Source organism: Enterovirga sp., assembly GCF_028290205.1.
In the GTDB taxonomy this organism is placed as follows: Bacteria; Pseudomonadota; Alphaproteobacteria; order Rhizobiales; family Beijerinckiaceae; genus Enterovirga.
In genome coordinates this window covers 1-10987 of the sequence record NZ_JAQGKF010000021.1, presented here as the reverse complement: position 1 = coordinate 10987, position 10987 = coordinate 1, and the positions used below count along the sequence as shown (strand labels likewise).

Below are 10987 nucleotides of genomic sequence, written 5' to 3'. Positions count from 1 at the left end.
CGGGCCGTTGCTCGATCTCACGGATCAGGCCGTCAGGCGCATGATCAAGGCCGCGAAGAAACGCGGCTACGTCACGCATGACGAGTTGAACGAGGTCCTCCCGTCCGATCAGACCGATCCGGACAAGATCGAGGACATCATGTCGATGCTCAGCGAGATGGGCATCAATGTCGTCGAGGCCGAAGAGGCCGAGGAAGGCCGCAAGGATCCCGAAGAGGCGGACGAGGACGAGCCGGGCGACGCCGTCGAGCCCGTGACGGCGCGCGCCGTTGCGGTGCGTCCGGATGCGCCGGTCAAGGAGCCGACGGACCGGACCGACGATCCCGTCCGCATGTATCTGCGCGAAATGGGCTCGGTCGAGCTCCTGTCGCGCGAGGGCGAGATCGCGATCGCCAAACGCATCGAGGCCGGTCGCGAGGCGATGATCGCGGGCCTCTGCGAAAGCCCCCTGACCTTCCAGGCCATCATCATCTGGCGGGACGAGCTCGAGGAAGGTCGCGTCCTGCTGCGCGACATCATCGACCTCGAAGCCACCTATGCCGGCCCCGACGGCAAGAACGCGCCCAAGGACGGCGAGGCCGAAAGCGAGGAGCCCGAGGGCCCGCGCCCGCCCGAGGGCGACCTCGACGACGACGACATGGAGAACAACGTCTCGCTTTCGGCCATGGAGGCCGAGATCAAGCCGCGCGTTCTCGAAACGTTCAACAACATCGCCGAGAACTACAAGAAGCTCCGCCGCCTGCAGGTTGAGCATGTGGAGCAGCGGCTGCAAAACAAGCAGCTGACCCCGGCTCAGGAGCGCAAGCACAAGACGCTCAAGAACGACGTCATTGCCGACGTGAAGTCGCTGTCGCTGAACGGCAACCGCATCGAGGCACTAGTCGAGCAGCTCTACGACATCAACAAGCGGCTGATCTCGCACGAAGGCAAGCTCATGCGGCTGGCCGAGAGCTACGGCGTGCCGCGAGTCCAGTTCCTGCAGCACTACCAGGGCGCCGAGCTCGATCCGAAATGGCTGCTGCGCGTCTCGAAGCTGGGCGGCAGGGGCTGGAAGGAATTCGTGGGCGGCGGCAAGTCGCAGATCCACGACTTGCGCGAACAGATCCACACGCTCGCCTCCGAGACCGGGCTCGAGATCCAGGAATTCCGCAAGATCGTGCACTCGGTCCAGAAGGGCGAGCGCGAGGCCCGGCAGGCCAAGAAGGAGATGATCGAGGCCAATCTCCGCCTCGTGATCTCCATTGCCAAGAAGTATACGAACCGCGGCCTGCAGTTCCTGGACCTGATCCAGGAGGGCAACATCGGCCTCATGAAGGCCGTCGACAAGTTCGAGTACCGGCGCGGCTACAAGTTCTCGACCTACGCGACCTGGTGGATCCGGCAGGCGATCACCCGTTCCATCGCCGACCAGGCCCGGACCATCCGCATCCCGGTGCACATGATCGAGACGATCAACAAGATCGTCCGCACCTCGCGCCAGATGCTGCACGAGATCGGCCGCGAGCCGACCCCGGAGGAGCTGGCCGAAAAGCTTGCCATGCCGCTCGAGAAGGTGCGGAAGGTCCTCAAGATCGCCAAGGAGCCGATCTCGCTCGAGACGCCGATCGGCGACGAGGAGGATTCGCATCTCGGCGACTTCATCGAGGACAAGAACGCGATCCTGCCCATCGACGCGGCCATCCAGTCGAACCTGCGCGAAACCACGACCCGCGTGCTGGCCTCGCTGACGCCGCGCGAGGAGCGCGTGCTGCGCATGCGCTTCGGCATCGGCATGAACACCGACCACACTCTCGAGGAGGTCGGCCAGCAGTTCAGCGTGACGCGTGAGCGCATCCGGCAGATCGAGGCCAAGGCGCTCCGGAAGCTGAAGCACCCGTCGCGGTCTCGGAAGCTGCGCAGCTTCCTGGACAACTGACGCCGCGCCCGCTCTCGCCCCGGACCCGCTCGATGTCGTTCTTCAAGAGGCTGTTCGGCCTGGCCTCGCCTGACAGGCAGGAGACGGGCCCCGCAAAGCCCACCGCCGAGGTGGAGCACAAGGGCTTCACCGTCCGGGCCGAGCCCTACAAGGCAGAGGGCGGCCAATACCAGACCGCCGGCACCGTCCTGAAGGATGTCGGCGGCGAGGTCAGGGAGCATCGCTTCATCCGAGCCGATCGCTTCCCGACGCTTGACGACGCGACCGAGTTCTCGCTCCAGAAGGGCCGCCAGCTCGTGGACGAGCAGGGCGAGCGGATGTTCCGCTGAGCGCTAACGCCCGGCCTGCCCGGGCGTGACGCGGACGAGGTCGGCCCGGCCCTCGAGCTCGGCGAACAGCCCGGGGTCGGCCCCGGTCATCCAGACCTGGCCACCGATCGTTTCCAGGGTCCCGTAGAGCGCGGCGCGCCGGCGCGGATCGAGATGGGCCGCGACCTCGTCCAGGAGCACGAGCGGCGCCAAGCCCCCGACACGCTCCACCAGCCGGGCATGGGCGAGGACGAGGCGCAGCAGCAGCGCCTTCTGCTCGCCCGTGGAACAGCTTTCCGCGGGCAGGTCCTTGGGGCCGTGCCGAACCAGAAGGTCGGCGCTCTGCGGCCCGATCAGCGTGCGGCCCGCCGCGAGATCGCGGGCGCGACTGTCGCGCAGTTGCGCGCGGTAACGGTCTTCCAGGTCGAGCGCGGGCAGGCCGGCCGCCAGATCCTCGAACTCCCCGGAGACGACCAGGCGCGCGAACGGAAACGGCGTGTCCTCGCCGGAGGCCGCCAGCAGCTCGGCGTCGAGCCGCCCGGCGGTCTCGCGGCGCGCCGCCGCCACGGCGACGGCGAGTTCGGCGAGTTCGCGCTCCGCCGCGTCGAGCCAGCGCCCGGCCGCGCCGTCTTCCAGGAGGCGATTGCGCGACCGCAGGGCCCGCTCCAGTGCCGTGACCCGCGCCGCGTGCCGGCTGTCCATGGCGAGGACCAGCCGGTCCAGAAAGCGCCGGCGCTCTCCCGGGGTGCCCCGAAACAGCCCATCCTGATCGGGCGTCAGCCAGACCAGCCGCACGTGCTCGGCGAAGCCCAGGGCGGAGGTCACGGAGAGGCCGTCCACCCGGTACGTGCGGGCCGGCCGCGCGCCCGCCTCGAGCGGCGGGCCGAGGCCGCAACCGAGACGGTGCTCGCCCTCCCCCGCTGACAGGGTCAGGGAGACCGCGAAGCGATCACGCCCCTGCCGGGCCATGGCCCCGAGTTCGGCCCGGCGCAGGCCCCGCCCCGGCGCAAACAGCGACAGCGCCTCAAGCAGGTTGGTCTTGCCGGACCCGTTCTCGCCCGACAGCGCCACCAGGCGCCGGGACAGCGAGAGGTCGAGCGCCGCGTAGCTGCGGAAATCCTCGAGGATCAGGCGGGTGACGCGCGGGGCGTCCGTCACACCCGCATCGGCATCAGGACGTAGAGCGCCGACGCGCCCTCACGGTCCTGGATCACCGTCGGTGAGCCGGGATCGGCGAGCTTGAACAGCGCCGTGTCGCCATCGAGCTGGCCGGTGATGTCCAGCAGGTAGCGCGCGTTGAAGCCGACATCCAGCGGCGCCGAATCGTAGTCGACGTCGATCTCCTCGACGGCGTTGCCCGAATCCGGGTTGTTGACCGAGAGCGTCATGCGGCCCTCGCTGATGGCGAGCTTCACGGCTCGCCCGCGCTCGGACGAGATGGTGGAGACGCGGTCGACGGCCTTCTGGAAGTCGTTGCGCTCGACGGTCAGCGCCTTGTCGTTGCCGGTCGGGATGACGCGCTGGTAATCCGGGAACGTCCCATCGATCAGCTTGGTGGTCAGCACCACGCCAGCGCCGTCCTGCTCGCCGGCCGCGAAGGTGAAGCGGATCTTGGCCGGGTTCAGCTCAACCTTGACCGTGTCCTCGGTCGCCTCCTGAACGAGCTTCTGGATCTCCGACACCGCCTTGCGGGGCACAATCAGGCCGGGCATCCCGGCCGCGCCGGCCGGGGCCGGCATCTCGATCCGGGCGAGCCGGTGCCCGTCGGTCGCCACCGCCCGGAGGCGCGTCTCGCCGTCGACCTCGACCGTGTGGAGATAGATGCCGTTCAGGTAGTAGCGCGTCTCCTCGGTGGAGATTGCGAATTGTGTTTTCTCGATCAGCCGCCGCAGATCGGAGGCCGGCAGCGAGAAGCTGTGATCGAGCGTGCCGGCCGCGAGATCCGGGAAGTCGGTCGCCGGCAGCGCCTGCAGCGTGAAGCGGGACCGGCCCGAGCGCAGCTGCATCTGCCCCGCATCGCCCGAGGTTTCGAGCGATACCTGGGCGCCGTCGGCGAGCTTGCGGACGATGTCATAGATCACGTGGGCCGGCACCGTGATGGCGCCCGCCTGCGTGACCTCGGCCCGGACCGTGTCGGTGACCTCGATGTCGAGATCGGTCGCCTTCAGGCCGAGTCCGTTGTCCTCGGCCTTGAGCAGGACGTTGGACAGGATCGGGATCGTGTTGCGGCGCTCGACGACGCGATGCACGTGGCCGAGCGCCTTCAGGAGCGCCGCCCGCTCGACAGTGACCTTCATGGCTTGGCTCTTGAACCCGAGAGAACGCCACCGCTCGGGCTCTGGTGGCCTCGACCGGGTGGGGCGGGCACATTGGCGAAGCGCCGCCCCGAAGGCAAGGCCGACACCCGCCCCGTCCGGGTCCGGTCAGGCGGCCTTGGCCAGGGTCACGCCGCAGGCGTCGAACGTGCTGTACAGCGCGCGGGCCGCCTCGTCCGAGAGCTTGAGATGCGGCGGACGCATGTTGAGCCAGGCATCGTCGCCGGTGTTGCGGGCCACCAAGGCCTTAAGGCCGGGGATCAGCGCCGCCGAGGTCACCGCGGACCGAATCTGGGCCAGCGTCTGCTGGGCCTGGGTGCCGGCTTCCTGATCCCAGCCGCGATAGACCTGGGCCGAAACCGCGCAGCCGACATTGGCCGCGGCCGTGATGCAGCCGGCGCCGCCGGCCTGCAGCAAGCGCTGCAGCGCGCCATCGTCGCCACAGAAGACCTCGAAGCCGTCCTTGGCAAAGTGATCCACGTAGCTCTTGGTGTTCGCGAAGTCGCCGGACGAATCCTTCACACCCTTCACCACGCCCGGGAAGCTCTTCATCAGCCGGGCGATCAGCGGCACGGTAATCGGCACCGCCGATTGCGCCGGAAAATGGTACAGATAGAGCTTGGCCCGGCCCTCCGTGCGCTCGATCACCTCGGAGAAATAGGCGAACAGCCCGTCCTCGCTCGGGTTCTTGTAGAAGAAGGGCGGCAGCACGAGCACGCCGGGGCAGCCGAGCTCGATCGCGGTCCTGGTCAGCGCGACCGTGTCGGTGATCGCCGTGGTGCCGGTGCCGGGCATCAGCTTCGCGGCCGGAATGCCGCGCTCGACCAGCCCCTGCATGACGGCAATTCGCTCGGAGACGCCCAGCGAGTTCGCCTCGCCCGTGGTGCCCAGGATGCCCAGTCCATTGCAGCCATTGGCCAGCAGCCAGCGCGAGTGACCGGCCATGCGGTCGAGATCGACCGACAGGTCGGCCCGCATCGGGGTCAGGACGGCGGCGTTGACGCCTCCGTAGATGGCATCCTTCATCATGGTGTCGGCTCCTCGGGTCGGACGGCGTTTGCCTGCCCTCCCCATAGTGAGGTTTTGGGCCCTGTCCTAGGTTCGGCGGCGCTTGAGAGCGGGTCCGGGCGGGATATAGTCGGCCGGGGAGGCCGGCATGGCAGCATTCAGGACAAGGCAGCCTCGGGCAGCGCTCGCGGCCGCCTGCGCGGCGGCTCTCTGGGTCGCGGGCCTGTCCGCAAGCCCCGTCCTGGCTGAGACGGACGGGGCCCCGGCCGTCCTGCGGCCGGTCCTCGCCCTCCCGGCCGAGCGCGGCTCCTGGCGCAGCCGAAGCCAGCCCGTCTTTGACCCGGGCGCGCAGGCCCTAGTTCGCAAGCTGTACACGGTGTGGGACCCCCGGCCCTCGCGCGGGCTCGATTTCACCTGGATCCCGGACGACCCGGCCAGCGCCGCCGCGGAGCGGGTGACGGGGCACGGCCGGCTCGTCTGGCGGCTTTCCGGCAAGCCGTCCTACGACCCCACCTCGATCCAGGCCGAATATCGGGGCCGGATGGTCGGCGGCCGGCCCCATGGCCGGGGCGAATACCGGGAGCGCGACGGCCTGACCTACGAGGGCCTGTGGGTCGCCGGCGTTCCGGCCGGCACGGGCACGATGCGGCTCGGCAGCGGGGCCGAATATGCCGGCCCGTTTGCGGCCGGCGCGGCGCATGGCGAGGGCCGCTTCTACGACGTGGACGGCGAGGTGTTCGAGGGCCGCTTCCACGCCGGCCTGAGGAGCGGCCGAGGCCGGACGAGGCTGCCCGGCGGCGGCGCGTACCAGTCCGAATGGGTGGCCGGCGAGGAGGTGCCCCAGTCCCGCAGGCTGCGGCTGGCCCAGCTCGGGCCCGGAGCCGCCGCCAATGACGACGTCAGGCTCGGCATCACGGTGGACCGTGTCGCCGATCCGACCCTGCTCCAATACGCGACCAGCCAGAGCGAGAGCGGGCTTCTGATCCGGCCGGGCAATCCCCGCCTGATCGGGCTCTGGAAGGGAACGGACGAGATCCAGCTCACCGACCGCGAGGAAAACGTCACCGAGCGCGGCAGCTACGGCGTGTTTGCTTACAGCGCCGGCGACATGCCGCCCCTCACCCTGGTGTTCGAGGTGCAGAACCGGGCCGCCGCGCCGGTGCGGGTGCGCGGCGCCTATCTCGACGTCGACGCGAGCGTCACCGACCTGCAGCCGGCGATCCAGATCAGCGCCGGCTCCTCCGGCGAATGCAGCGCCCGCGCGCGCCCGGATTTCTCGCCGCGGTTCGAGCTCGAAAATTTCGGCTGGGGCCCGGCCGAAGCCGCCAAGCTCCGCTTCAGCTTCGTGGCCCCCCGCTCGAACCCGGGCGGCGCCACGACGACCAAGGATGTCGGCAGCATCCGGGCGGTCAGCAAACTCGATTTCGAGCCCGAGCTCCGCGCCGCCGGCGTCAAGACGGACATCCTGAAGCGTCGCGGCGAGAGCGGCGGCATCGCCTGCAAGGCCAAGGGCAATCCCGGCGCCTGCCTGGCCGAGATCGTGGCTACGGGCTATTTCGGCACGCTCGGCCGGCTTCTCAGGATCGAGGAGCGCGACGTGTTCCTGCACGCGGCGGGCTCGCTCGACTACACCTGGACGACGCAGAACGGCGAGGCCCGCAACCGCACCTCGCCGTTCAACGTGCGTCTGCTGCTCGCCCGAACCCCCGTCGAAGCGGAATGCGGCGAGGGCGCCGAGAAGGAAGCCGTCGGCAAGCGGCCATTGGAATTCCGCCTCGACCAGACCCGCTACCGCCTGCCAGTCGCCTTCGAGCGCACCATCCGGGCCGGCGGCACGGCCCGCTACACGGTGGCGGTTCAGGCCGCGAAATCCTCCGAGCACAAGTTCAAGGTGGTGCTGCAGACCGCGGATGGCCGTCAGGTCGCATCGCGGCCGATCACGCTGACCTATTTCCGCCCAAGCCGGCTCACGGATCAGTATCTGAACCAGTGACGCCGGCGGCGGCGCCTTCGCTGCGCAGCAGCCCGTTGGCGAGGTCGAACAGGTTCGGCAGGGCCAGGAGCCGCAGCGCCACGGTCCCCTGACGGAAGCGCCGCACCTCCAGCAGCGTGCCGCTGCCTCGGCGCGAGGTCTGGTCGAACAGGAAATTGCCGAGCGAGGGCACGACCGCGTAGGCGCCGCCTTCGAGCGCCTCGATGCGGGGCGAGGCCCGGTGGCTATGGGCGCCGATCGCCACCTGGACCCCGCAGCGGTGCAGGTCGCGCGCCGCCCGGTACTCCGCCGCCTCGATCCCGGACGCGTATTCGGTGCCCCAATGGAGAAACGCGAGCAGCGGCGGGCGCGCCTCGGCCCGGCACAGCCGCTCCACCTCACCGTCGCGGAGCACCGGAAAGCCGGACCTGTCGTTGCGACCGACATGGTTGAAGCTCGCCACCCGCAGCGGCCCGAGATCGACGACCTCGCCGTGCCGGAGCGGCCGGATGCCGGCCCGTTCGAGGTGGCTCACGGTCTCGCGAAAACCGTCGCGGCCGAGGTCGAAGCTGTGGTTGTTGGCGAGGCCGGCCGCCCGGACATTGAGGGCCTGGAGGATCGGCACGGCGAGGCCGGCATGGGCGGCGTGCAGGTGCTCGCCCAGCCCTTCCGGCACCTCGGCCAGCAGGACGGCCTCGAGATTGAGGACCAGAGGCGCGCCGCCGGTCAGCCGCAGCACCCGGGTCACCACCGCATCGCGGATCGCCGGCTCGGCCAGCGGTCGGGTCAGCCAGCGGCCCGGAAAGGTGTCACCGGCGAAGACCACCACGTCCTGGTCCGGATAGCTGTGCGGGAAGCTTTCGACCTCCTCGGCATAGACGGACACGATGTAGCTCGTGAGCCGGGACGCGTGCGGCGCGTATTCGACGGAGTTGCGGTTCGCGATCACGGTGGCGCGGGCGCCGCGCCCGGCCTGCATCCGCATCTGCAGGTACTGGGCCCCGCGCGAATCCATGTGGTCGGAGGAGACGAGACCCTCGATCGCGGCCGGATCCTCGGCCGCGATCACGTTCAGGGTCTCCTGGTCGCGCGCGATGCTGGGTCCGACAGGCAGGTAATGCGAGTAATCCGTGGATTGCACGACCAGCGTGCCCGGCCCGACCAGGGGCCCGAGCAGCGCCGCGAGGCGGTCCCATTCGGCCCGGCCCGCCCGCAGCGAGATCGCCACGGGCACGATCCGGCTGTCCGGAAAGAAGTGCTTCACGAAGGGCAGCAGCGCGGCGACGCCGTGCTCGCGCTCGAACAGGTCGGACCTCTCGACCAGGGCCGGGTCCGCAAGCAGGCTTCGCACGGCAGCCCCATCCGCTGCGAGCGGGCCGAACACCGTGTCGAAGTCGCGGTCGGTGGTGGCGAAGGGCGCCCGGCTGCGGTTGAAATGGTCCGGGGCGAGAATGATGACGCGCGCGTAGCGGCCGGGCGCCGCGGCCCAGAAGCCGCGGGCGACGAGATCGGCGGCCAGGAGGTGATGCGGCACCGTGATGCCCGTCACCGTGAGCTGGTGCTCCGGGGCCGCACGCCGCTCGGCCTCGATCGCGGCGAGAAACGGCGCGCCGTCGCCGTAGAGCGAGGGAACCGGAGCCGACATGTCGGCGCGTGCCGGGGCGAGGAGGCAGATCGCCGCCAGCAGCAGGGCCGAGGCGGCGCCGCGCCTCAACGGAAGCTCCCGACGCCGAGATGCCGCTCCACGGCGTCCCTGTCCCCGCGCAGCGCGGCCGTGGGTCCCGACCAGACGATGCGGCCCCTGTCCATGACGATGGTCTCGGGCGCGAAATCGAAGGCCCGTTCGATCTGCTGCTCGACCAGGAGGATGGTCATGCTGCCGCTCTCGGTCAGGCGGTGCAGCGCCGCCATCAGCTCATCGCAGATCACCGGGGCGAGACCTTCCAGCGGCTCGTCGAGCAGCAGCACGCGCGGCCGGCCGAGCACCGTGCGGGCCGTGCTCAGCATCTGCTGCTCTCCGCCGGACAGCAACGAGGCGGTCTGCCGCCGCCGCTCACCGAGACGCGGAAACATCGCATAGGCCTCGTCGAGCGCGGCCCGGGGGCGGTCCTTGAGCCCGGCGATCAGGTTCTCCTCGACGGTGAGCGACCGGAACACGTCCCGGGTCTGCGGCACGTAGCCGAGCCCGAGCCGCGCCCGCTCCGGGGTCGCGAGTCCGGCGATGTCCCGGCCGTCCAGCAGGATGCGGCCGGCCTGGCGGCGCGCGAGCCCCATCAGGGCCGCAAGCAGCGTGGTCTTGCCGACGCCGTTGCGACCCAGGACAGCGAGGCGCCCACCGGCCGGCACTGCGAAACTCGCCCCCTCGACGATCTCGGTCGCGCCGTAGCCGGCCGACAGCCCTTCGACCGCGAGCGGGGCCGCCGCGCTCATGCGGGCGTCCCAGCATAGCTGCCGAGATACGCCGCCCGCACGGCCGGATCGGCCACCACCGCCGAGGGCAGCCCGTCGAAGATGGCCGCCCCCGAGGCGAGCACGACGACGCGGCGGGCGAAGCGGAGCACCAGGTCCATGTCGTGCTCGATCATCAGCACGGCGATCTCCGCCGGCAGCGCGTCGATCGCCTCCACGATGCGGGGCGCCTCGGCCCGGGACACGCCGGCCGCCGGCTCGTCGAGCAGCAGCACTCGGGGCCGCAGCGCCACCGCGATGGCGATCTCCACGAGCCGCTGCTGGCCATAGGCGATCTCCCGGATCCGCCGCCGCGCCACCGCGCCGAGCCCGAGCTGGCGCAGAATGGCCTGCGCCTCGTCAACCGGCCCGCGTTCGCCCTGAGCGTTGCGCAGGAAGCGGGCCGTCTTGCGCTCGCGCTGCAGGATGGCGAGCAGCACATTGTCCAGCACCTCCATGTCCTGGAACAGCCGGGTGATCTGGAAGGTGCGGACAAGGCCGCGCCGGACGCGGGCCTCCACGCCCGCCGCCGTGACATCGACGCCGCCGAGGAGGATGCGGCCGCGGTCGGGACGGAGCTGGCCGGTGACGAGGTTCACGAAGGTGGTCTTGCCGGCCCCGTTCGGACCGATCAGCGCCACGCGATCGCCGGGCGCGAGAGTCAGCGAGATGTCCTGGCTGACCCTGAGCCCGCCGAAGGACTTCTGCAGCTTCTCGACCTGGAGCAGCGGCGTCATCGCCCGGCTCTCCAGAGCCGCGGAACGGAGCGGATCAGTCCCTGGAGGCCGCCCGGCAGGAACAGCACAACGGCGATCAGGAGCAGTCCCATCAGGGTGAGCCAGTGGAACGGGTTCGCGGCCGAGGCCACGTGCTCGACCAACTGGAACACCGCCGTGCCGATGAGGGCGCCCGAGAGCGACCCGGCGCCGCCGAAGACCAGCATCACGAGAGCCGTCGCGGACCGCTCGAAGCTGACGCTGTCGAGCCCGACCACGCCCGTGGTGACCGCCGAGAGGGCGCC

Annotated in this window: 9 protein-coding genes and 1 pseudogene; 3 read left to right on the top strand and 7 right to left on the bottom strand. The window is 70.2% G+C overall.

The window, feature by feature from the left end; translation table 11 throughout:
* Both rpoD and JWR86_RS01905 read left to right on the top strand, forming a co-directional pair.
* A partial coding sequence (gene rpoD / locus JWR86_RS01910) for an RNA polymerase sigma factor RpoD (RefSeq protein ID WP_299559959.1) occupies positions 1 to 1915 on the top strand: 1915 nt, incomplete at its 5' end.
* A gap of 32 nt (positions 1916 to 1947) precedes the next feature.
* A complete protein-coding gene (locus tag JWR86_RS01905) occupies positions 1948 to 2244 on the top strand; it encodes an HlyU family transcriptional regulator (RefSeq protein WP_299559956.1) in 297 nt (98 codons plus the stop codon).
* A 3-nt stretch (positions 2245 to 2247) separates the two neighbouring features.
* Here the strand turns inward: JWR86_RS01905 and recF are convergent, their stop codons facing one another.
* From recF to JWR86_RS01890, 3 genes are all read right to left on the bottom strand, one after another.
* Positions 2248 to 3381 (bottom strand): DNA replication/repair protein RecF, encoded by a 1134-nt coding sequence (gene recF, locus JWR86_RS01900; RefSeq protein WP_299559953.1) that lies wholly within the window; start codon positions 3379 to 3381, stop codon positions 2248 to 2250.
* On the bottom strand, positions 3378 to 4520 hold the full coding sequence (gene dnaN / locus JWR86_RS01895; RefSeq protein WP_299559951.1) for a DNA polymerase III subunit beta: 1143 nt from the start codon (positions 4518 to 4520) through the stop codon (positions 3378 to 3380). The genes recF and dnaN overlap by 4 nt, the downstream gene beginning before the upstream one ends.
* 126 nt (positions 4521 to 4646) lie before the next feature.
* Positions 4647 to 5567, bottom strand: a complete 921-nt coding sequence (locus JWR86_RS01890; protein ID WP_299559948.1) for a dihydrodipicolinate synthase family protein — start codon at positions 5565 to 5567, stop codon at positions 4647 to 4649.
* A 127-nt stretch (positions 5568 to 5694) separates the two neighbouring features.
* Between JWR86_RS01890 and JWR86_RS01885 the strand changes: the two genes are divergently transcribed.
* A complete protein-coding gene (locus JWR86_RS01885; protein ID WP_299559945.1) occupies positions 5695 to 7539 on the top strand; it encodes a hypothetical protein in 1845 nt (614 codons plus the stop codon).
* Here JWR86_RS01885 and amrB read toward each other — a convergent pair.
* The 4 genes and pseudogenes from amrB to JWR86_RS01865 form a co-directional block, all read right to left on the bottom strand.
* Positions 7514 to 9232, bottom strand: coding sequence for an AmmeMemoRadiSam system protein B (gene amrB, locus JWR86_RS01880; protein ID WP_299559942.1), 1719 nt, complete (start codon positions 9230 to 9232; stop codon positions 7514 to 7516). The genes JWR86_RS01885 and amrB overlap by 26 nt on opposite strands.
* Positions 9229 to 9948, bottom strand: a complete 720-nt coding sequence (locus JWR86_RS01875) for an ABC transporter ATP-binding protein (protein ID WP_299559939.1) — start codon at positions 9946 to 9948, stop codon at positions 9229 to 9231. Before JWR86_RS01875 ends, amrB begins: the two co-directional genes overlap by 4 nt.
* A complete protein-coding gene (locus JWR86_RS01870) occupies positions 9945 to 10703 on the bottom strand; it encodes an ABC transporter ATP-binding protein (RefSeq protein ID WP_299559936.1) in 759 nt (252 codons plus the stop codon). The genes JWR86_RS01875 and JWR86_RS01870 overlap by 4 nt, the downstream gene beginning before the upstream one ends.
* Positions 10700 to 10987, bottom strand: a pseudogene (locus JWR86_RS01865) (branched-chain amino acid ABC transporter permease); the annotation flags it as partial. The pseudogene JWR86_RS01865 and the gene JWR86_RS01870, both read right to left, overlap by 4 nt.